This window comes from Salinicoccus siamensis (genome assembly GCF_042429615.1).
Lineage (GTDB): Bacteria > Bacillota > Bacilli > Staphylococcales > Salinicoccaceae > Salinicoccus > Salinicoccus siamensis.
Genome location: NZ_JBHMAH010000025.1, coordinates 1 through 23454 on the forward strand (window position 1 = coordinate 1; position 23454 = coordinate 23454).

General features: G+C 35.4%; 22 protein-coding genes. 1 reads left to right on the plus strand and 21 read right to left on the minus strand.

Features of this window, described 5'->3' with window-relative positions:
- Positions 1 to 426: 426 nt before the first annotated feature.
- The 21 genes from ACFFLE_RS07795 to ACFFLE_RS07895 all read right to left on the minus strand — a co-directional run bounded on the left by ACFFLE_RS07795 (position 427) and on the right by ACFFLE_RS07895 (position 22013).
- Complete coding sequence (locus tag ACFFLE_RS07795; RefSeq protein WP_380570575.1) at positions 427 to 1098, minus strand: sugar transferase; 672 nt, start codon at positions 1096 to 1098, stop codon at positions 427 to 429.
- A complete protein-coding gene (locus ACFFLE_RS07800; RefSeq protein WP_380570576.1) occupies positions 1031 to 1978 on the minus strand; it encodes a Rossmann-fold NAD(P)-binding domain-containing protein in 948 nt (315 codons plus the stop codon). Before ACFFLE_RS07800 ends, ACFFLE_RS07795 begins: the two co-directional genes overlap by 68 nt.
- Before the next feature lie 13 nt (positions 1979 to 1991).
- Positions 1992 to 2876, minus strand: coding sequence for a UTP--glucose-1-phosphate uridylyltransferase GalU (gene galU / locus ACFFLE_RS07805; RefSeq protein WP_380570577.1), 885 nt, complete (start codon positions 2874 to 2876; stop codon positions 1992 to 1994).
- A gap of 12 nt (positions 2877 to 2888) precedes the next feature.
- Positions 2889 to 3920, minus strand: a complete 1032-nt coding sequence (locus ACFFLE_RS07810) for an SDR family NAD(P)-dependent oxidoreductase (protein WP_380570578.1) — start codon at positions 3918 to 3920, stop codon at positions 2889 to 2891.
- Entirely contained in the window at positions 3910 to 5268 is a 1359-nt protein-coding gene (locus tag ACFFLE_RS07815) for a UDP-glucose dehydrogenase family protein (protein WP_380570579.1), read from the minus strand. The genes ACFFLE_RS07810 and ACFFLE_RS07815 overlap by 11 nt, the downstream gene beginning before the upstream one ends.
- Positions 5269 to 5382: 114 nt before the next feature.
- Positions 5383 to 5952: a hypothetical protein gene (locus ACFFLE_RS07820; RefSeq protein WP_380570580.1), complete on the minus strand. Its 570-nt coding sequence runs from the start codon at positions 5950 to 5952 to the stop codon at positions 5383 to 5385.
- A gap of 46 nt (positions 5953 to 5998) precedes the next feature.
- Positions 5999 to 6631, minus strand: a complete 633-nt coding sequence (locus tag ACFFLE_RS07825) for a nucleoside/nucleotide kinase family protein (RefSeq protein ID WP_380570581.1) — start codon at positions 6629 to 6631, stop codon at positions 5999 to 6001.
- Positions 6632 to 6791: 160 nt separating this feature from the next.
- The gene (locus tag ACFFLE_RS07830; RefSeq protein WP_380570582.1) at positions 6792 to 7904 is read right to left on the minus strand and encodes a hypothetical protein; all 1113 of its coding nucleotides are present in this window, start codon (positions 7902 to 7904) and stop codon (positions 6792 to 6794) included.
- Between the two features lie 93 nt (positions 7905 to 7997).
- The gene (locus tag ACFFLE_RS07835; protein ID WP_446692557.1) at positions 7998 to 8888 is read right to left on the minus strand and encodes an IS30 family transposase; all 891 of its coding nucleotides are present in this window, start codon (positions 8886 to 8888) and stop codon (positions 7998 to 8000) included.
- A gap of 67 nt (positions 8889 to 8955) precedes the next feature.
- Positions 8956 to 10260, minus strand: a complete 1305-nt coding sequence (locus ACFFLE_RS07840; RefSeq protein ID WP_380570583.1) for a lipopolysaccharide biosynthesis protein — start codon at positions 10258 to 10260, stop codon at positions 8956 to 8958.
- A 91-nt stretch (positions 10261 to 10351) separates the two neighbouring features.
- Positions 10352 to 11464 (minus strand): glycosyltransferase family 4 protein, encoded by a 1113-nt coding sequence (locus ACFFLE_RS07845; RefSeq protein ID WP_380570584.1) that lies wholly within the window; start codon positions 11462 to 11464, stop codon positions 10352 to 10354.
- Positions 11465 to 11517: 53 nt separating this feature from the next.
- Positions 11518 to 12726, minus strand: a complete 1209-nt coding sequence (locus tag ACFFLE_RS07850) for an O-antigen ligase family protein (RefSeq protein ID WP_380570585.1) — start codon at positions 12724 to 12726, stop codon at positions 11518 to 11520.
- A gap of 52 nt (positions 12727 to 12778) precedes the next feature.
- Positions 12779 to 13690 (minus strand): glycosyltransferase family 2 protein, encoded by a 912-nt coding sequence (locus ACFFLE_RS07855; protein ID WP_380570586.1) that lies wholly within the window; start codon positions 13688 to 13690, stop codon positions 12779 to 12781.
- Positions 13687 to 14619: an ATP-grasp fold amidoligase family protein gene (locus tag ACFFLE_RS07860; protein ID WP_380570587.1), complete on the minus strand. Its 933-nt coding sequence runs from the start codon at positions 14617 to 14619 to the stop codon at positions 13687 to 13689. Before ACFFLE_RS07860 ends, ACFFLE_RS07855 begins: the two co-directional genes overlap by 4 nt.
- A 49-nt stretch (positions 14620 to 14668) precedes the next feature.
- Positions 14669 to 15784: a glycosyltransferase family 1 protein gene (locus ACFFLE_RS07865; protein WP_380570588.1), complete on the minus strand. Its 1116-nt coding sequence runs from the start codon at positions 15782 to 15784 to the stop codon at positions 14669 to 14671.
- 48 nt (positions 15785 to 15832) lie between these two features.
- Positions 15833 to 16732 (minus strand): ATP-grasp fold amidoligase family protein, encoded by a 900-nt coding sequence (locus tag ACFFLE_RS07870; RefSeq protein ID WP_380570589.1) that lies wholly within the window; start codon positions 16730 to 16732, stop codon positions 15833 to 15835.
- A 9-nt stretch (positions 16733 to 16741) separates the two neighbouring features.
- Positions 16742 to 17830: a glycosyltransferase family 4 protein gene (locus ACFFLE_RS07875; RefSeq protein ID WP_380570590.1), complete on the minus strand. Its 1089-nt coding sequence runs from the start codon at positions 17828 to 17830 to the stop codon at positions 16742 to 16744.
- Between the two features lie 163 nt (positions 17831 to 17993).
- A complete protein-coding gene (locus ACFFLE_RS07880) occupies positions 17994 to 19796 on the minus strand; it encodes a polysaccharide biosynthesis protein (RefSeq protein WP_380570591.1) in 1803 nt (600 codons plus the stop codon).
- A gap of 23 nt (positions 19797 to 19819) precedes the next feature.
- On the minus strand, positions 19820 to 20614 hold the full coding sequence (locus tag ACFFLE_RS07885; protein ID WP_380570592.1) for a tyrosine-protein phosphatase: 795 nt from the start codon (positions 20612 to 20614) through the stop codon (positions 19820 to 19822).
- Positions 20615 to 20616: 2 nt separating this feature from the next.
- Positions 20617 to 21324 (minus strand): CpsD/CapB family tyrosine-protein kinase, encoded by a 708-nt coding sequence (locus tag ACFFLE_RS07890; RefSeq protein WP_380570593.1) that lies wholly within the window; start codon positions 21322 to 21324, stop codon positions 20617 to 20619.
- A 2-nt stretch (positions 21325 to 21326) separates the two neighbouring features.
- Positions 21327 to 22013: a YveK family protein gene (locus ACFFLE_RS07895; RefSeq protein ID WP_380570594.1), complete on the minus strand. Its 687-nt coding sequence runs from the start codon at positions 22011 to 22013 to the stop codon at positions 21327 to 21329.
- Between the two features lie 186 nt (positions 22014 to 22199).
- Between ACFFLE_RS07895 and ACFFLE_RS07900 the strand changes: the two genes are divergently transcribed.
- On the plus strand, positions 22200 to 23378 hold the full coding sequence (locus tag ACFFLE_RS07900) for an IS256 family transposase (protein WP_380570595.1): 1179 nt from the start codon (positions 22200 to 22202) through the stop codon (positions 23376 to 23378).
- Positions 23379 to 23454: the final 76 nt, after the last annotated feature.

Here is a 23454-nt window from a genome sequence, read left to right on the forward strand (position 1 = left end):
TGACATATGATACAATATCCTCTGTTTTCACATAGGAGAGTACAGTCAAGCGAGGGTCTAAATCAGTGAACTGATCATACATGGTCACCATTCCTTTTTACTGATACATACCCGTTTCTCCCCAACTTAGCGTAAGAGCCCAGTTTAGTTTAGCAGTCACACCAAGTTCCAACATTACTCCATATGTATCAAAATGACTATATGCACGACACTGATGATCTGTCGCATTGGAAAATGAAATTATCGAGGGTAATATTAACCAGTCAAATATTTGGGAAATTATGTATCGCAGTCAACTTTTGTGCTACTGCTGTGTATGGCAAAATATCTTTTAAAACTTCTAGATATTCTACTAAGAATCTTAAAATAGCAAATAAATAAAAAAGAATGCTCTCTTTCAAAAGGGCATTCTCTATAAACTATGTATTAAACTGACCCTTTACCTTTAAGCACTTGCACAAAAGTCAGCCATAATATTTTAAGGTCTAGGAAAAAGCTTTCATTTTCAATATACCATAAATCATATTCAATCTTTTTCCCATGATTCATATCACTTCGGCCATTAACTTGAGCCCATCCTGTAATCCCAGGCTTTGCTTCTAGGCGCTTTCTTTGTTCAGCATCATAATGGGAAGTGATTTTGATAATTTCAGGACGCGGGCCTACAATACTCATTTCACCCTTCAAAACATTGAAAAATTGAGGTAATTCATCGATTGAATATTTTCTTATGAATGCTCCACTTTTAGTGATATTAGGGTTGTGTCCAGAAGCACTTTTAAACACGAAATCATCTGGTACTCTTCCGTTCCAATTTTCGTAAGGATCGCTGCTATTCTTTGAATGCGTGCCTATTACTTTATTATCCACTCTCATTGAACGAAACTTGTACATTTCAAAGGTCTGATTGTTCAACCCACTTCTTTTTTGTTTAAAGAATATGGGGCCACCATCTTCTTTTTTAATTCTATAAGAGGTATAGACGATAATTGGACTTATTGCTATTAGGCCTGCTGTACTTACTCCTATATCAAGTGTTCTTTTGGCAATCTTGTTCAATATACGACTGGATTTTTTTGATTTTCCTCTTTTCTTCATCGTTAAGATGTGATTCACCTTTTACACCTCCAATACCATTAGCTACACCTATTACTTTTGAAGGTGAAGAGATAGAATCTACAATCAATTCTCCTTCTCTTCCCATAATACCTCCAGCCACCACTGATACACTTTCTATTTCTGCACGTCCTATAATGGAATCAAATTGTGAATTGATGCGGGAGTTGATATAACCATCCATTATCTCTTGGGACTGTCGTACATCTAACCTGCGAACATCGTGCCCCTGCTTAAGCGCTGATTCAATAAATGATTTGGAGAAGTTTCCTATTCCACCATCCAAGCACAGTGATTTGGGATTCAGAGTTTGAATAAAATCTTCTGTAATCACTTCATCAGAACTCACAAGTGAAACGAGTACATCTAATTTAGAATTGGGAGTGCCATAATGGATAAGGGTTTCGTCAAAAGAAATCTGCTTTAAAGCATCTACACATACTTTAATCTTCTTCTCGTTTCTCCCATAAAGATAGATGTTAGCATTTCTTTCCGACAGCCTTAAAGCCAATTTAAATGCAATATTCCCAGTGCCGTAGACACCCACCGATTTCCCACTTATCTCCTGATCTACGTAATTCAATATAGTCAGATCAGCGGCCTCCATGGTCAGATCATTAGGTTTATAGTCAAGCACTTTTAAATTCTCTTGAACCAATTCATCGTATATAGATAAACCTTGCTTCTTCTCACAATCTGCCAAAAAAACACTATGTTCGCTTGATTGACTTATGAACTCCATAAGTTTTTTTTTAGAACTGATAAGAAAATTTTCACTCGTCTGATCCAAAACATTTCTGGAAGGAAGCCTTAATATATCACTATCATGTTTAGAAGTGGTGCTAATTAGAATGAACTCCATTAAAATCTCCCACTTATTTAATATTTGTTGAATGCCTTTCTACAGCTTGTTTCATATACTCCAATAAATCTTCTTTCATTTCAGACTTGAGTGCGTATTCTATAGTTGTTGTAACATAGCCCGTCTTATCTCCTACATCATACCTTTGGCCATCAAAATCAAATGCGTATACTGCCCTTTTATCATTTAATGCTTGAAGTGCATCAGTCAGCTGTATTTCTCCTCCAGCTCCTATATGTCCTTTCTCAAGTTCATCAAATATATCTGGAGTTAATACATACCTCCCCATTATTGCCAGGCGGGAGTCAGTGGTACTAGGGTCTGGCTTTTCGTAGAGGTTATTCAACTCATAGACACTATCATTATGTGACGAATATTCGACTATGCCATACCTGGATACATCACTTTCAGGTACTGTCTTCACCCCAATTACTGGTCCTTCATTCTCATCATATACTTCCATAAGTTGTTTGATTCCAGGCGTTTCACTTTCCACTATATCATCACCAAGCAATACGGCGAATGGTTCATCTCCAATAAATTGTTTGGCAGTATGTATCGCATGTCCTAAACCTTTAGGGTTCTTCTGTCTGACATAGAATATGTTGGCCAAATCCGTCGCATGCTCAACTTTTTCAAGAAGAGCAGTTTTATTTTTCTCCTGCAAATTCAGTTCCAATTCCACTTGATTATCAAAATGATCTTCTATTGCTCTCTTGTGCTTTCCAGTTACTATAATGATATCTTCAATTCCCGCTGCTACAGCCTCTTCAACAATATATTGAATTGTCGGTTTATCAAGTATTGGCAGCATTTCTTTTGGCATTGCTTTAGTGGCTGGCAAAAACCTCGTCCCTAATCCTGCAGCAGGAATTATTGCTTTTCTTATCTTTGACATGCATATCCTCCTCTAGATTCCATTGTTATTTTTATAATAATCAACATACCAATCGATGAATTTCTGTAAGCCATTCTCTATAGATGTTGTTGGTTTAAAACCGACTGCCTTATAAAGCTTATCCGTAGAAGCATAGGTGGCCGGTACATCACCCGGTTGTATAGGTTCAAAATGTTTTTCAAATCTTATTTCTTCACCAAGTTTATTTGATAATGCTTCTTCTAAAGAATTAATGAACTTCATTAGTTTTACTGGTTTATTGTTTCCAATATTATAGACTTCATGCTTAACATTTCCTGTAGGTGGTTTTGGTATGAGTCTTACTATACCTTCGATAATATCGTCTATATAGGTGAAGTCTCTATAGAGATCGTTATCAAAGTCTCCATTATTAAAGATTTTTATTGGTTCTTTGTTGAAGAGCTTATTTGTAAAACCAAAGTATGCCATATCAGGTCGTCCCATAGGACCGTAAACAGTAAAGAAACGCAGACCGCTTGATGGGATATCATAGAGGTGACTATAAGTATTAGCGATAAGCTCATTGGATTTTTTAGTCGCTGCATATAATGATACTGGATGGTCAACAAAATCAGTTTCTTCAAATGGAACTTTCTTATTAGCACCATATACTGAACTAGAAGAAGCATAAATAAGATGCTTCACATTAACCTCCTTGCACGCTTCAACTATATTATGAAAGCCAACAATATTACTTTGGATGTACGCATCAGGATTTTTTAAAGAATACCTTACTCCAGCTTGTGCTGCTAAATTAATAACAAATTCAGGACTTGCTTTTTTAAACACTTTCATTAGTTCATCTTTATCTGATATATCACATTTAACAAACTCGAAATCGCTATATTGTTCTAAAGTTTTCAAACGGTCTTTTTTCAAATTAATATCGTAATAATCATTGAGGTTATCGATGCCTATTACCTTATGACCATCTTCCAACAGCCTTTTCGATAGATAGAAGCCTATGAAGCCAGCACTACCTGTTACGAGAACTTTAATATCACTTAATTGGTTATAATCCATTAGACATCACCTTCTGTTTCGTAACTTGATTAGAAATACGGCGGCCAACAGAGTGATATTCGACACCAGCTGTTTCCATAACATCTATACTATAAATATTGCGTCCATCAAAAACCAGAGGTGTTCTCATAAGACCTTTATACAACTCTGCAGAAGTTTCCTTTATTTCGGGCCATTCCGTGAAAACGAAACATACGTTTGCATCTTCTAAAGCCTCTTCAACACTTGATACATATCGAATAGATCCATTACTCAACTTGCCTTCAGGATAGTGCTTGGAAAAGTTTTCTGCTCCTACGGGATCGTAAGCTACTACGTCAGCTCCTTGATCAAGTAGTAATGGTACATTTTCTAGAGAAGGTGCTTCGCGTAAGTCATCTGTTCCTGGCTTAAACGTTAATCCTAACACAGCAACTTTTAAACCATTAAACGTAATCAAGCGGTCATTCGCTTTTCTATAAAGTAAAGTTTTCTGCTTTTCGTTAACATCAATTGCTGATTGAATAGTTTTCAACTCGTAACCATTATGTTGGGCCAAGTGATTGAGGGCTTGGGTATCCTTCGGGAAGCATGACCCCCCATAGCCTATACCAGCATTTAAGAACTTGCTTCCAATCCTCTTATCATAACTCATTCCTTTAGCAACATCCTGTATATCAGCCCCGACAAGTTCGCAGAGGTTCGCAATGTCATTCATATAAGATATTTTCAATGCTAAGAAATCATTAGAGGCGTATTTAATCATTTCAGCCGTTCTCCTATTAACCGAGACGATGGGTATATTAAATGGCTCATAGATTTCTTTAAGAATATTTTCAGCCCACTCACTTTCAGTACCAATAATAAACCTTTCCGCTTGTAAGGTATCGTGAACCGCTGACCCTTGTGCCAAAAACTCAGGATTTGAAGCCACTTCTACTCTCACATCATTGATTAAGAAATCTTGAATAAATTGTTCCACCTTGTCATTGGTCCCTACAGGAACAGTTGATTTGACTACTACTAAACAATCCTTCTCAATAGACTCCGCAATTTGTCGAGCTACAGTTGCTATGTATGAAAGATTGGCTGATCCATCTGGTTGCTCCGGAGTACCTACACCTATAAAAATAGCATCAGCATCCTTATAAGCAGATTTATAGTCAGTTGTATATTCTACTTTCTTCGCCTTGTAATTTTTCCTCATTAATGCTTCAAGACCATCTTCATATATAGGAGACACTCCGGACCTCATCAACTCTACCTTATCTTCATCAATGTCTACACACGTAACATTGTGACCCTTTTCCGCGAATGTAACTCCTGCTACTAAACCAACATACCCTGTGCCCGCTACAGCTAATTTCATAAATTCCTCTCCTTCATTATTATTCAAAACAGACATTTCTTTTTTGTAGTGCTTAATTAAACTTTTTTAAGTTAATAATTTGTACTATTATATGAATGTATACATCCATTCATATCACAATTTTGGGTTTTCTAAATTAAGAATTTTCTTAATTTTAAATTTAATTATACTAGGATTTCTTACAAGCTCATCAATTTTATACCTCATTTTCCTGTAATTAGTTAAGCTATAATACCTTTTTGAAACTTCATCAACGTAATTCCAGTCTAAACTTCTCCATGAATTACTTATTGAATTAATTTCTTTCATATCTTCAATATCTTTAGATCTCATTCTCACATTTTTATATGCAATTTCTATCTCTGCCTTTACAAAATTATATCCGTTATAATGTTTATATAATTTTCGTTTAAAAATCATAGAATCATCTATATTAACTATTACATATCTATTTTTATAAATGTCTATATTATTCTCTACCTCGTGATGACCTGAATAATTTAGTGGTATCTTATTAAATTTTTTAAATTTTTTAAGTTTTGAGGGCCTTATAATAAAATCAATATCCTTATTATCTCTTCCTCCTTTTACAGCTAAGGCAGCACTACCTACTATGCATACATCTTTTTTTGTTAAAGAATTTCTATTTAAGTATTCTTCAAAATCATTTAGATATTTTACCATTAGGTTCCATCCTTATTTTAATAATGTTTATATCCGACTTAACTTGTTAATTAACGCTATTTTCTAGAAATTTCTCAGGTAGATTCTTTAAAATATAATAAACTGTTTCTTCACTACTTAAAATATCTGTGTCAATAATTTTGATATGTTTATTGTTTTTAAACCCTTCGTCATTTATACGTTTTAACCTTTCTAATTCTTTTATTGTTTCTTTAGAATCTATATCATCTTTTCTTTCAATTGATGTTTTTAAATCACAAGTCAAATAAAAACAATATTTGGGCTTAGGGAATAATTTTATAAATATTAGCTTATAAAGAAGTTTTTTTAGATTGAATTTTATGTTCTTACTATACTTACTCTCTATATTTAATACATTCTCCCACACATATCGATCATATATAACTATATTTGCACTAGTATAATGCTTTAAAACTCTGTAGTAGAATTCTACTGCTTTAATGATTACTGTTGGTATTTTATATTTTGAATGAAAGTATTTCATTTCTTTGCCTAATTTAGTTTCCCAATTTTTATTACCCATATATTGTACAGTTGTAGTTGGACCCAAAATATTACTTATTGCCATTATAGTGCTAGTTTTTCCCGCCCCATCTATTCCCATAATACAAATATTTTGATTATTAATAATATTTCTAGCAATATTTAATAAACCCATTAAAATAATCCTCGCTTTTCTGATAGATTCCTATTATATCCACTTCCAAAGTTATCCTGCTATTTTACTTATAAGCTATAAATACTAACTCAAATCAGTACTAAAATAAAAAAATTCCTTGATTTTATCTAATATTGTTAATATCTATTTATTATTAAGATTAATAAATATTTTCCTTACTCTCTAAGTAACTTAAAACTTTGAATATTTTCATGTAATATTTTTCATTAAGCTGTTGACCACCATTCATTTTTTTGTCTAATGCTATTCTTTCCAACAAGAACATAATAAAATATTGCTCCCTTTTGTCTATACAGAAATCTAAATCAAATATCTGAAAAGTCTTCTCCAAATTTTTATCATACTCACCATTTAAATATTTCATTAAATAGATAGGGTTTTTTCTATTAAACTCTACAAACAATATATTCATAAAGTCATAAAAAAATATATATTCATCAGAATATTCAAAATCTATATAATAGGTTTTATCAGAAGTTTTAAGTATATTAAAAAAGCACATGTCCCCTAATAGTAATGTTTGTGGAAATGTAATATCGAACATATTACTTTTTTTAAAGTGACTAACCAATTTATCATATAGTAGTATATTATTATTTTCTTCATAAAACGATGTCAATAAATTTTCAACTTTAATTTTCTTAAGATTACTTTTATCTAGTGATATAAAATAATTATTGTAATTAGTAAAAAACTCTTTAATGATATAATTTTTTTCTACTTCACTTACACTATTAAAACTTTCAAAATCTATTAATTTTTCTTTGTATGTTTTAGTACTATCATCAAAATCAAATATAGTTGAATTTATATAATTACTGAAAGAGTTATGCGCGACTTTAATCCGTTCGTACTTTTCTTTTTCACTAATAATATTTAAAATAATTTTATCTTTAAAATTGAATATCTTTTTATCACCTTGTCTAGTTAACATAATCAAGGACCCACAAAAATGTTCATTACAACTTTCAAGTTTGCTCACTTTAATCTTATTCGGTATAAAAATAAAGTTTATAATTTTTTTTAGGATATATTTTACCTGGTATTTTCCTTCTAATCCATCGGATAAATGTGAATTATTTAACCCTAAGAATCCCCTTGCATCTATAGAGTCTAAATAACAAATATTTTTCCCTTCAACTGTTAATGTATATTTACCTGCAACTAAATATTTTTGGAATGAAAAAAGATTTTTCTTTAAAACATTAATTCTTTTTCTTTTTGCATAAATATATTTTATAATAATGTTCACCGACTTTTCCTAATAGATTTTTAACCTATATAGATAAAATAATTATTTCTCAACGTCCTAAGCAATTATATACATATCGCTTGTCAAAATAAGCTAGACAGTTCTCCATCCCCCATGCAACTCAAAAACACTTCCAACGGCGTACGCCTGATCGACCGTATTAAAATCCATATCTTTAGGCAGTCCACCCCTCCTGAGCAGACCGTTGGAATGTTCATTCAATACCCGTTGGGACGGTGTCCCCGGGTTGGCAAAGTAGATGGATAGATCATTCCGGTTGCTCATTGACCGCCAGTTGGAAAATTCCTTACCACAGTCGAAGGTGATCGACTTGAATAGGTTTCTGGGCACCTGATGACACCACGTGTTGATGGCGGTTTCGATATCCTTGGCCGTCCGCCCTTCAGGCTTCCATGTGATGATGACTTTCGATAGCCGTTCGACCAGCGTGATGACGGCGCTTTTATGTCGCACACCGATAATGGTGTCGCCCTTCAGATGGCCGAATTCTTTATTAAACCCCGGGTAGCCAGTTGTTCTTTCGGAAATATTGGGTCTGAACGCCTGACGGCCCCGGCGTTCCTGGTGGCCATTCGGTTTTCGCTTACCCTGCATCGGTAATTTGCCCGCCTCAAAGGTGTCCCGTTGGAACATGCGATACAGTGTGCGGTCGGAACAGTCAATCGATATTTCCTGCCGACCGACAATCACATCCGGTGTCCAGCCTTGCGCCACCTGCTTTTCAACATGTTTCTGCTGATTGGTCGGTAGGACAATCCGTTTTCTACCACACCGGCTTTTGTTTTCCTTATAGCGCCGATAATACTCCAGCGCAGTGTGCCCGCCCTTGAGATATGCGATGACATTATGAGCCGTCTGCCGGGCACGCCCAATCCGTTTCGCAATCTGTGAAGTCGGGGGCTCTTGATGGAAATAGACTTCTATGATTACTAGCTCGTCCGTGGTAATATTGGTTTCGGTCATGCGTGATCACTCCTATGATTTTCTTTGGTCGGAAAACTCATTTTGAGTGTATCACGCGTGACCCTTTTTAGGTGTCTAGCTTAATTTTACAATCGGCGATATTTTTAGTTTCTATTTCTTTGTTAATTAATTTTTGCGCAATTATATAAATAACAAATGACATTACAGATTTAACAATTGCATATAGAAATATTGCTAAATAAGAATTGAAGTTGAATATTAATGAAATAGTAAATACTATTAATATGAGAATAATTTGGATAACATTCAAAACTAGGCTAAGCCTTTGCTTTTCATAAATTTCATAAACTCTACTTATTGGTGAAAAAACTAAACTAAATAAAAGCATTATAGCAATTATCCTGGCATACACACCTGCTTCTTCCCACGCCCTCCCAAAAATCAGGCCAAAAAGAAATGGTCCGAAAATCACTAAAATAAGAAAGGGAATAAGACCTAAAACAAGCAATTTGCCTATTAACTTATTTGATAAATTTCTAAGTCTTTTAGGATTGGTTTTAGCTATACTGGCTGCTTCAGCGTAAAAAACATTCCCGACTGAATTACCTAGTAAGTTTAAAGGCATCTTGACAATAGTAAAAGCTAAACCATACAAACCGGAAACTGTTAATCCAAAAAATAATGTTATAAAGATAATCGGTAATCTATCGCTTAACATACGTATAAAATAGACAGGAACATTATACATAGGAAAACCTTTATATCTTTTCATGGCTTTTATTATTTCTTTAATTTCTATATTATTAAAGAGGATCTTTCTTCTAGGCACTAATTGTTTTGACAATCTGAGAACACCAGAGCTTTGGTTAATAATACTTCCTAATAGTAATCCTAAAGGGCCCAAGTTTAGTAAACCAAAGACAATTTTAAAAGTATTCCCCCACACGCTTTGAGTAATCGTAGTTGCAGAAATTAATTTAAAATTTTTATACCTAAAAGCCCATTGTTTAAAAATGCTAAACAAACCAACCATAAAAATTCCAACTGGAATTAAAAAACCATAATTATATAAAAACTCACCAAATAAGGATGTCATCCGCAAAAAAAATATAACAAACATCGCTAGAGTAGAATAACTGATTAATGCTAAAATCGATAAGGCTAATACATTTGTAGCAATATGTTCGTTTTCTGATATAGGAATTGCTTTTTCATACATTAATGCTCCTATTGAAAACAAGCTTAATATTGCAATATATACTGTTAATACACCATAGTCTTCTGGCGAATAAATTCTTGTAATCACTGGTGATAGAGCTGCCGTTAATAGTTGTGCAGAAGCAGTCCCACTAGCTATTATCATGATATTTTTTGCAAAATTACTTTTAAATACCTTTTTAAAGATGTCCACTTTACTTCACCTATAATTTAAATCGAGATAGAGTATATCCATAAATAATTATTAATTCTTTCATATATAGCATTTCAGTTTTAGACTTTCTTTATACAAAGCCCTGGAATATCTTATGCCATTTCTCTTCCCATAGTGTTTTATTAAAAGCATGTGAAACTGTACTATATGCATTAGTAGATAATCTATTTCGTAATTTTTTATCCTCCACTAATTTTACTATAGATTCATAGAGATCTGTTTCATTGGGTTTTATCAAAAGTCCATTATAATTATCTAAAATAATATTTGTCATTCCGCCAACATTTGTGGCTATAACTGCACAATTCGATGCCATTGCTTCTAGTAAGGATAGAGAAGTGCCTTCTGAACCAATAGTAGGTACTAAAGCTATATCATGGTCTTGATGTATTTCCAGACTTTGACTCTGATTGTATTTCATAAATTCTACACGAGGTTGATTTTTAAAGCTATTTTTTAAAAAGTCCAATTCAGGACCTTCTCCAGCAATTGTTACCTTAATATTATCGTAATTATTGAGAAGATGAGGAATCGTCTTTGCTATGAGACTAGTTCCACGCCTTTCAACAAGTCTACGGGCAAAAATTATTTTTAATACTTTTTCTTCTTTAACTTTACAAACAGGGATATCTGTACAGTTAGGAATTACATGAAAATCTACATCTTCATAGGCAACCTGTGACCTGTACCAATTAATAAAGTTATGATCTACACAAACTATTTTACTTACTTTTTGGATTCTTTTTATGAGTCTATTTGCTTTAATAGCTTTTTTAAATAAATAGATTCTATTAAGTGTGGAAGAATAATTTTCATGACTTTTAACATCCCAATGAATACCGTGTTGGATAGCAATAGATCTTTGAATATTATTAGCGACCACCATGGATTCACAAGCAAAAATTAATATGTCATTCTTTTGATCAAAATATTCAATACAACTATTAAAAAGTTTCTTTTTCTTATTACTTTCTTTTTTTATTCCATTTACATTAACTCCGATAACTTCAATGCCATTTATTATTTTTTTGAAATCCTTTTTAGCATATTGGTATACACGAACAGCTCTATCTTGTTCTAAACATAATTTTGATAACATACTAATGTATGTCTGAATACCCCCAATTGTAATTTCTTCTCCATCGTCACTTAAAAATTTTCGATATATAATATTTATATGCATACATTTCACCCTTTGGCTTCTTTGTCTTAACCGCTTATAACTAATTCCTTCAATCAATTCCTTCGTTTTGCTATAACATGTGCTATAACAAGACCAAATAATAACCAAAAAGATTCTCGTGACCACACGTTTGCAGAAAATAATAACCTAGGAATACCAATAGAACTCAATAAGATAATTAACATACTTATATTAAAATTATTAGTTTTCTTTTTATATAGCCATATAAAACCATATAAGATTGGACCCAAGACCACCGTTGTCAAAATAATCCCGCCTTCGTACAGCAGTTGTAGTAACAAGTTATGTGGGTAACCCCCATATTTTATCTCAAAACTTCCAATCCCATGGCCTATAATTGGTGATTGTTTTATCCCCTCCACTGCAAGGCCATAAATATATTCTCTATTATTCAAGGCATCACCTTCTAAACTTTTTGAATAAGTTTTATCGATGATATTTAATGAAAATCCATAATTATGTGTAAAGTGATAGAGGGAGCGAATGAAATTATTGAAATCAACTATTAAATATAGTATCCCAATTAACAATATATAAATTATCCATTTGTTTACTTTGTGATGACCTTTTTTATAACGATTTGTTATTAGTAATACAATTAGAAACGCAATCGCAAGTAAAGCACCTCTAGATCCATCAGTAACCACGAGCCAAAGCAGATATATATTAAATGCACATCCTATAAGGATAATAAGGTTAGATTCTTTCAAATAATAAATAAGGAAAATAATAGTCGCACATATACTTGGTAGAAAGGCATAAGAATAACTCATTGATATAGTACCACTCGTAGTTCTAGCACTGTTAATGAGCGTATTAAGATCAATGATGCCAATAATAGATAAAATAATAATATATATTAAAGTATGTTTAATAGATAGAGACTTTAATGAAACTAATATTGAAAAAAATCCATAGTACAAAAAACTTAGTACTGTAGCTTTAACTACCCCATCGTAACTGGCTGAAATATAGGACACTAAAAAGAAAATAAATATAACCATACTACACAGCACTAACATTATTGGCACTTCATATTTCCTGCTTCTAATCAAGGAAATTGCATAAATTAATATAGTTAATACACCAAATAACAGACCAGGTGATTGTATTGAAGCAAAACTTGAAAATATTAAATTTAAGTATGGAATAGTTAAAACTAAAGCTAGCAAAAAACTGTTAAGTTTTATATTATTTGGTACACTGTCTTTTTTTTGTTTACCATGGCTTATATTTTTCATAACTGTTTCATCCTATTACACTTCAATAATTTCATCTTATAGAACTATTGAATTAGTTTATTATCAACTTATTTTTAAACTTGGAAAAAATATATGAAAAAGTAGATTTAACTAATATCCATATACCAAATACTCCCGCATTTGCATTTCTATATTCTTCAATAAAGGTTTTTAGTTGGCCTTTTCGAAGATATTTAAATATCAATTGTAGTTTATTTGTAATTACAATCTCTCGTTGTTTTTTTGGACTATATTTAGTAATAAGGGGTTTCATTTTTATTAAATAATGGTTCCTATAATCTTTCGCTCTTTGTAGATTTTCAGGGCTATTTCTAAACATAAGATTTCTGATAAAACCTATATTTTCTACGACATGAATTTTATATTCGGAGGCTACCCTAGCAGTAAACTCCCAGTCTTGATGCCTTTTAAATGATTCATCAAATCCATTTACTCTTTCATACGCTTCTCTTCTAATTAATAATGAAGAACTACCTATTGTAACTTTATGTAGAAGTATATCGTATAATAAAGAACCACTTTTCTTTTTTCTAACTGTTTCAATATGCTTGCCATTCAAGAAAACTTTGTGTGAACAATATGACATTCCCCATGAGTGATCTAATCTCTCTAAGACTTCTGTTTGCTTTGTTATATTATTTTTTAAATAAGTGTCATCATCATCTAAGAAACCGATATACTCGCCTTTTGAATGTTTCACACCTGAATTCCGGGCGACAGCTCCATTGAAATTCTCTGTGTGTTTTATATATTTCACTCTATTATTTTCTTTAAATATTTGCATATAGTTTTGTGTCTTAATTTGATTGTCTGTGCATTGTCCATTATCATCTACTACTACAACTTCGATATTTTCGTAATCTTGGTTCAATACACTATCAACTGCTCTTATTAGATAATCTCCCCCGCCGTATGTCGGAATCACAATAGAAACTAACTTCATAATATCGACCTCTCGTAATTATTATCGGGCAATTCAAGATATTCTCCAAATATATAGTCGTACTTGACCGGTTCGAAAGGTTGTGTACCACTAAAGTGGAAGAATGTCATTTCTCCAAAAATAACTTGACCTCTTTCTGAGTAGAAATCAATTCTTACTTGAGGAAATCCTACAGCCAAGCTCCTTGCTATCCTTAACATTTCTTCCAAATTTTCTGGTTTCTCTATAATCTCATCACTAATAGGGTAATGTTGCTTTACTGGTATTTCATCCCATTCACAAGTGTAGAAATTAAACTTTGTTTCTTCGCCCCTATCCGTCGCAACAAATAAGAAACGCGGTATTCCATTAAAACAAAAAATTTTAAAATCTTTAGGGGGTTTATTATCTTCTGTTTCTATAAACTTTTCACAGACAATTCTAGGTTTCGCATTTCTATAAACCCACTCACCGTTTAAAAAGTAATAGTTAACTTTCATCCATCTATCTAATTTTTTTTTAGCGCTCTTCCAATTGAAATCATCTTTATTGGTACATATTATATTCATCCCTGAGCCATGAGAAGCTTTAAGAACAAATTTTTCAGGCAGTTGATTAAAATCAATCTCTGAAGTTTTATCATATACACCATAAATTGTATTTAAAATAGCTCCTTCTCCTTTTTTTTCTACGTAATCTCTAACTGCATATTTGTCAGCGCACTGAGTAGCATTCTCATCTCTCCAATGTAATTTTAACCATACAATTTTTTCATTAAAAGATTTGGGATTTTTCAAGTTTGGAATATATCCTACATTCTTGATAAACTTTTTTACTAATGGCCTACGTTTATTGAATCGAAAATGAAATCTATTTATAAGCATTTTCATTCTGAAGTACACATAAATTACAAAATCACTCTTTTTAATAATGCTTTTTAGTACTTTCACTTGAACCCCTCACATTACTTTATTTCATCATAATCTTGCTATCTTTGTTTTAATCTCTATAACTTAAATAAAAATTTTGATACCATTTAGCTACTGACTTTATATCATACCCCGCCTCAATAATTTCACTATGTTTACTTTCCCTTTTATAACTTCTTAAGGTCTCTCTTATCTTCTCTGACCAAAATATAGCGTTCTTTTCAAGGGATACATAGGTAACTAAGTCTGTTATTTTCACTTCCTTAGTTATTTTATTTGAAACAATACAAGGTAAACCTGCTGCTTGTGCTTCTAAGACTACGCCAGGAAGACCCTCATAAAAAGATGGGAACAAAAGTAAGTCTATAGCTTGAAGAAGTTCGTGGACGTCGTCTCGCACCCCTGTGAATATAACTTGTTTACTTAAGCCTAAACTATTAACTTTAGTTAAAATATCACTTTTTAATTCGCCGTCCCCTACCAAAACCAGCATTGTATTAGGTTCCTGTTTATTTAACTCATGAAAAACATCTATAACTAAATCATGATTCTTTTGCTTCGTAAATCGTCCAATGTGTCCTATAAGAAAATTTCCATTGGCCTTCAATTCTTGACGCTTATTTTCTCTTATTTCTTGATCATATTTATACTTTTCAGTTTTGATAGCATTTGGTAAGATTTCAACCGCGCCACTACGCACCTTATTACTTCCAAATGCACTATCTCCTGCTATTTTTGAGACTGCAAATTTATGGGTCACATAAAAACGAGAGAACCTTTTGAATAACTCCTTTGTAGCATTTTTGAAGTTAAACTCTGTTCTACTGCCACATCTTGAATGAGCAATTCTAACTGGTATATCATACTTTTTTGCATATCTCTGATATATAAATGCCGTACTGAGTATATGTCCATGAACGACCTTATAGCTCGAATGCTTTTTGAAAAAATTATTTATTGCTTTGAAATAAGAATATATTGTTGTGATATCAAACCTTGGCACTCTATAAATTCTACCACCCATATCATTTATCTCATCTTCAAAAAAACCCTTCTTGTTAGTATGAACTAGAAAATCAAATTGAATTTTAGTTCTATCAATTTCTCGGTATATATCCATTATCCTACTTTCGGCGCCTCCAGAATCTAACCCTCCAAAAACATGCAAAATTCTAAATGGTTGCATCTTAAAACTCCTCTAATATTGATTCATAAAATTCTTTACACTTTTCATTTAAGACTTTAATAGCGGTACCTTAAATTTCTCACCTAAAATGTAATCAAACTCATCCGGCTCAAATTCAACATAGCCACTCCCATGAAAAAAAGTCATCTCCCCGAAATATATTTTTCCTTCTATATTGTATAAATCAATCCTCACATGTGGGAAGTCTTTTGACAGAGCTTCTGCAATTTCAATCATTTTTTCATAATTAATTGGCTTGATGATACTATCGGTTGTTTTTTTTAGTCCTTTACGACCGTAAGGCAGTTTCTCAAATTTTTCATTATAAATTCCGAATCTTAATCCCCCATCAAAAGATCTGTCTGTATTGACAAAAACATAGGCCACTTTCCCCTCAAAACAAACAAATTTATAGTCAACCATATTCCCATTATCATCTTTAGGAAGATATTCTTCGCAAATAATGCGTGGCATAATATTATAGTAAGGCCACTCTCTTCCAGCCTTACTAGTTCTTTTGAATAACCAACTGTTGAGAGTTTTCTTTACACTATCCAGGTCGAGCTTTGATTTATCTTCACAAATTATGTTCGTTTGGCTACCGTTTGTGGTTTTAAGAACAAAGCTATTAGGAAAAGTATCAAAATCTATTTCTTCAACTTTTTCGTAAACACCATAAAGTGGAACAAGGATTTCTTTATATCCTTTTGACACTATGTATTCTCTAACCTGATATTTATCAGCACTTTTAGTCATTCTCGAATCTCTATAATAGAGTTTATACCATTGTAATTTCTCAGTGAATCTTCGTGGATTAATCAGATCTAGCTTCCTTCCAGTAGCAATTTTATATTGCAACTTTATCATCTGCTTATCAGGGATGAATTCTGTAACTTTCAGTAAACTTAACCTAAGTTCTTGATTGGGGATCAGACTTTTATAATTCATTATTACACCTCATATATTCATGATTTCTTCATAATAAGCCTCGATAACGATGTCCCTGTCAAACTCTTTCTTGACTTTTTCACGTGCCATAAGGCCCATCTGCTTCTTTTGATTATGACTATGTTCTAAGAACCTTTCTATTTTCTCTGCTAAATCTTTACTGTTATTTGTCTTAACTATATACCCATTAACCCCATCTTCAACAATTTCTCGGCACCCACTTCTATCTGTTGTAATGATTGGACGTCCACTTGCTGCACTTTCAAGTAGTACATTTGACATACCCTCTGGATAATAAGTAGGGTGAATTGTACAATGGGTAGTAGTTAGTATTGCTCTTACATCACTTACCATCCCATGATAAGTGATGATCCCTCTTTTTTCCAATTCTGTAAGTTTATTCTCATAATTCTCTTCACAAAATCCACAGACATGAAACTTTGTCATTGGATATTTAGCAGTTATCTCTTCAGCGACCTCTAAATACTCATCGATTCCTTTTTCTCTCATAATTCGTGAAATAAATACAAATTCAATTTTCTTTTCTTCAGGATACTCAATGTATGAAAAATAATCTGTATTAACTCCCGATCCCGGAATAAGCCTACGTCTTCTGCTCCCTATATTTTTCTTTTCAAATAAATTTTTATTTTCTTTATTTTGGAACATTATACAATTACTTTTCTTTAATGAAACTCTATGTAAGAGTAACATTATTTTTTGCATAAAACTTTTTTTCTCCACAGCGCTTCCTAAACCTGTAATATTGGGAAGATGAGGCGTATTTAGCATTCTACAGGCAAGGCCTCCATATATATTTGGTTTTACAGTATATGTAATTACAACATCTGGCCCAATATTTTTTATGATTTTGAAATATTCAATAAGCAACTTCAAATCTTTAATGGGATTAGTCCCTCTACGATCTAGAGGAAGATTTATACAATGACACCCCATATTTCTAAGTAGTTCTACTTTTTCTCCATAAGGTTGCACAACATATACTTGAAAGTTTTTGTCGATTAATTTTTGTATAATTTCTCTTCGGAAATTATACGTATAAGCATGATGATTGGAAAGAATCACTATTTTTTTCATTTGCCCCTCCGTGAGTTTTAGTAATCTGTGAGAATTGACAGTGTAGGGTTTCTATAGATTAGAAAGCTGTTTTTATAAAAGTTTAGTATAGCGTTAAAAAGGATTCTTTACGGAAGATGAAATGCAAGAAGTTTTTTACATAGAAGCCCAAGTAATGTAGAATTTATAATTTTTTATTTGCAAATTTTAGTAATAATTCTTTTATGCTAACTTCGTTTTCAAATCTTGCTATGGTTTCTTCAATTACTGAAATAGAATATGCGGTTGTTTTGCCTCTGTGAATTTTCGTATATACCTGTTCTGTCTGGATCTCATGCTCATCTAAGAGCTCTTCATATAATTTCTCGCCAGGTCTGATTCCACTAAATTTTATTCCAATTTCATCTTCTTTATAACCACTCAGTTTAATCATATTTCTAGCTAAATCTACTATTTTTACTGGATCTCCCATATCGAGAACGAAAACTTCACCACCTTCAGCTATTGCACCTGCTTGAATAACCAACCTTGACGCTTCGGGAATTGTCATAAAATATCTAGTCATACGTTCATCTGTGACTGTAACTGGTCCACCTGATTCAATCTGTTTCTTGAATTTAGGAATAACTGACCCCCGACTTCCTAAAACATTACCAAATCGAACCGCGACTAAGGTAGTGTCCATTGTTTCCTTATTTAATGCTTGTACTATCATTTCAGCAATTCTTTTTGTAGCTCCCATCACGTTCGGCGGATTAACCGCTTTATCAGTAGAAATCATTACAAATTTTTTACACTTATAATGACATGCTGCTTCAGCAGCATTCTTGGTTCCTATAATATTATTCTTGATTGCTTCTTTGGGATTAGCTTCCATTAAGGGGACATGTTTATGTGCTGCAGCATGATATACGATATCTGGTGTATACTCTTTAAATAGCTCAAACATCCTTTTCCGATCTTGCACATCGGCAATTATAGGAATATATTCAATACCATTATTTAGGGACAACATTTCTTCTAGAATATTATAGATGCTATTCTCTCCATGCCCTATTAAAACTATCTTCTTGGGGAGAAATTTCGTAATCTGTCTGACAATCTCAGAACCGATACTCCCCCCTGCACCGGTAACTAGTACTACCCGATTTCTAACTTGTTCTTCAATCCCTTTGAAGTCTAATTCTACTGGTTCCCGTCCGAGTAAATCTTCTACTTCAACTTTTTTCAGCTCATTCACTTCAATTCGACCTGCCATTACATCATCAATATTAGGCATTGTCAGCACCTCGACACTTTCACTGTTGGCAATGTCGTGAATGATATTGAGCTCTGATTTGCTTAATGACGGAATGGCGATTACAACTTTTCGAATATCATATTTTTTTATAAGCTTTTCAATGTCATCGCGCTTGCCTTCGACTTTTACTCCCCCAGCAAGTTCCATTCTTTGCTTAGTAGAATCATCATCTACTGCTACCACTGGCAGCATGTTCATCGCAGGGGTATCCAACATCTGCTTAATCAGTATTGAACCACCCTTTCCAGCTCCTACTACTAAAGTGCGGAGTTTTTCCTGGTCTGATGATTGTTTTCCAACTAAGTGATGACGTGCAACGCGCCACGAAAGGCGTGAGCCTCCTATAAGAATGAGGTGCATCATCCAAGTAATGATCATCAACCTTGTAAATGTGGTCTGGAACAACAAGATGTTCAATATGTATGTGGTAATAATCGATGCGGTAACCGCTTGGGCTATGGACATCAATTCCCTGACGCTCGCATACTCCCAGGCTCTATGATACAAGTTGAATACATAGGCAAATACATGATGACTGATCAAGAGGATGATTGAAGTAGTAATAAGAACCGGCATCGTATACTGAAGGAAGAAAGGTGCCAGTATGTAATAACCTATAAATACTGAAAATGTCACAATCAGTGAGTCAATGATAAGGAGGAGTATGTACCGTTCTTTTGCTCCCATAAATCAACACGCTTCTTTCTCAATTAAAATAGTCCTAAGAATTTCTTCTTTCTTCTTTTCTTACTGCTTTTATAATGGGTCTCTATCTTAGATGGCCGCTTCACCTTCACTTCTTTTCCAAGAAGCACGGCTTCTGCATTCTGCTTCAAGTCTTCCACATAAATGGATCCAAGTTCCTGTTCCACCACATCGTATGCTTCCTTCAACATGAAAGGTCGTAGTTCGGCATGGTGGGCATCACTCGCAATGATATGGACGAGGTGGGCTTCAATCATCTTGAGGCTCGTCTCTTTAAGGTTCTCTCCAAGCTCTCCAGCTACGGATCCTGCAGTGACCTGCGCCACTGCACCCTTCTCCACATATTCGTACAGCTTATCCGGGTCCTTGATGATCGGCTTGCACCGTTCCGGATGCGCAATAAGCGGAGTATACCCACTCATCTGCATGTCGTAGAACATCGGACACACGTAACTCGGTATTTCATTAAAAGAAAACTCAACCAGCACATACTGCGATTGGTTGAGTGGGATGCTTGTCTCGGACTTCAACTCTTCGCCGAAGTTCCCATTGATTCTCGTTTCCTGACCGGGATGTACGTTGATGTCCAATTGATGTTGTAGAATGATCTGGTTGAGTTCGTCCATTTTTTCTAAAATCTTACTTCCAGGGTTAACGAAATCCCCGCTGTAATGGTGCGGGGTCGCAATGATATCCGTTATGCCATTGTCGATTGCCTGTTTGAGGAGCAACACTGCCTCCTCTTCTGTCTGTGGACCATCATCCACGCCGATGAGTACATGGTTATGGATATCTATCATAATTATTCGCTCCCGTAGTAGTAATAATAGTCGTCCTTCTTCGTGTTCATCTTCTTATTGTTCATGACGACGCCGAGAATATTCGCATCGGCCTTCTTCAACAGATCCTTTGCTTCCAGCAGTCTGTCCCGGTTGTTTGCTGCAACGTTGGTGACAAGCACTGTGCCATCTGTAATCTTGCTCAGTACTTGGGCATCGGTCACCGCAAGCAGCGGTGGCGAGTCGATGATGACCATGTCGTAATGCATGGAGAATGTCTTCAGCAGATGGACCATCTTCTTTGAAGAGAGCAATTCTGATGGATTTGGAGGAATCGGCCCGGAAGTGATGAGGTCGAGGTTTTCAATTTCGGTTTCCCTGACGATGTTCTCCACCGGTACATCATTGACGATTGCGGTGGACATGCCGCGCTGGTTCGTCATCTCGAATGTATAGTGCATCGTTGGGCGGCGCAGGTCTGCATCAATCAGTACGGTACGCTTGCCGGACTGTGCATAGGCGACCGCAAGGTTTGCTGCGGTTGTGGACTTGCCGGCGGCCGGGGTTGCCGAGGTGACGAGGACCGTCTTGATTTCAGTATCGATGTTCGAGTACATAATGTTCGTCCGGACAGTACGGAACTGTTCACTGACCGGGGATTTCGGCTGCTTCTCCACGATAAGTTGTGTTGGCCCGGATACATAGTTGCGGGATTTGTTTTTACCAAACATGTCTAGTTTCCTTTCTGACTATCGAATTTAGCGATCGTACCGAGTACCGGCAGTTCCAGTTGCTTCTGTATTTCTTCATCTGTCGTAATCCGCTTGTCAAGAAATGCCCTGAGGAATGCGATACCGAGCCCAAGAAGTCCACCGAGGATCATCCCGATGGCGATGTTGATGAGCGGCTGCGGCGATACAGGTGATGGCTCATCACCGACATCTGCCGGTGCGAGGATGGAGACGTTGTCGACGTTCATCACTTCCTGCACACGCTCTTGGAAGACTGTGCCGATTTCGTTCGCGATGGTTTCCGCATCCTGCGAGTTTTCATTGGTGACCGTGACGGTCACGACCTGCGACTGGTCCTGGTTGTTTACCGTAATCTGGTTGGCGAGTGCCGCTGTATCCTGTTCCAGATCAAGGTTGCTTACGACATCATCAAGCACTGTCGGACTCTTGATGATGTCCCTATATGTATTGATCAGCTGAAGGCTGGCCTGTATATCCTGATTGTTGACGGCTTCTGATTCCTGAGATTGGCTGACGAGGATCTGTGTGTTGGCTTCATATTGCGGGGTCATGAGAAATGCGGTGGCGAATGCAGCGGCTGCACCAAAGAGCAGTACAAGGGCGATGATCAGCGCCAGGTTCTTCTTGATCACTTCAAGAATGTCTTCCAAATTCAATGTTTCTTCCATGTTGGCCTCCATATTTATATGTAGAAATGATATATATGTTTACAGTTTATTACCATATCATATTAGTGGGGATTTTTACATGAGAGAGCGTAAAATAGTTTGTGTAAATGAATAAATAGAAAAAGGGCGTCCTTTTCTTGTAAGATTAAGTTACCACACCAAATCCAAGAAAAGAGGACGACCCCTATGGATCATTTTACATCAGATATTATTCAAGCTCTAGTAAAAAAAGACGATGTCACAGAAATCTTCCGCAGCCACCTGGAAACGGCGGTGAACACATTACTGAAAACCGAATTGACTGCATTCCTGGACTACGAAAAGTATGACCGTGTGGGCTTCAATTCCGGGAACTCCAGAAACGGCGTCTATTCCCGCACGTTACATACCGAATATGGCGACCTTCAGATTGACATTCCCCGGGACCGGAATGGGGACTTCAAGCAGCAGACCGTTGCGCCTTACAAGCGGTCCAATGACACATTGGAATCTTTTGTCATCCCTATGTTTCAAAAAGGGGTGACGATGTCTGAAATCTCCCATCTGATTGAACGGATGTATGGGCATCACTATACGCCCCAGACCATTTCAAATATGACCCGGGCGGTCACAGAAGAAGTGGCGGCATTTCGCCAGCGTTCGTTATCCGAGCGGTATGTGTGCGTGTACCTGGATGCGACATTCCTGCCCGTCAAACGGGAGACAGTGACCAAAGAGGCTGTCTATATCGCTGTGGGCATCCGGGAGGATGGCTCCAAGGAAGTGCTGGCCTATACTGTCGCGCCGACGGAATCTGCGTATGTATGGAAAGAATTGATTGGAGATATCCATGCACGGGGCGTGACGGAAGTCCTGCGCTTCATTTCTGACGGGCTTCCAGGTATCAAAGACAGTATTCATTCGGTGTTTCCAAAAGCGAAATACCAGACATGTTTCATTCACGTTGCACGCAACATTTCCCACAAGGTCCGTGTGTCGGACCGGAAGGCAATCTGTGAGGACCTGAAGTCCCTGTATCGCGCCACGGATAAGGCCGAAGCTGAGCAGGCTTTGGACGCGTTTATCGAGAAGTGGAAGAAATCTTACGCCAAAGTCACGCAATCGTTGAAAGCCAATCCGGATCTGTTCACTTTTTATGATTTCCCTGAAGCAATCAGGAGAAGCATCTACTCCACAAATCTGATTGAGTCATTCAATAAGCAGATCAAACGGTACAGTAAGCGCAAAGAGCAGTTCCCGAACGAGGACGCCCTTGACCGTTTCCTGGTCACTCAATTTGAAGCATATAACCAACAGTTCGCGACACGGTGCCATATTGGTTTTGACCAGGCCCGTGCAGAATTAGCTGAAATGTTCAGCGGGTAATGCACACTACAAGAAAAGGCATGCCTTCATTTACACATAATTATTGACGGTCCCGTAATGGTTTAATAAGTGGATT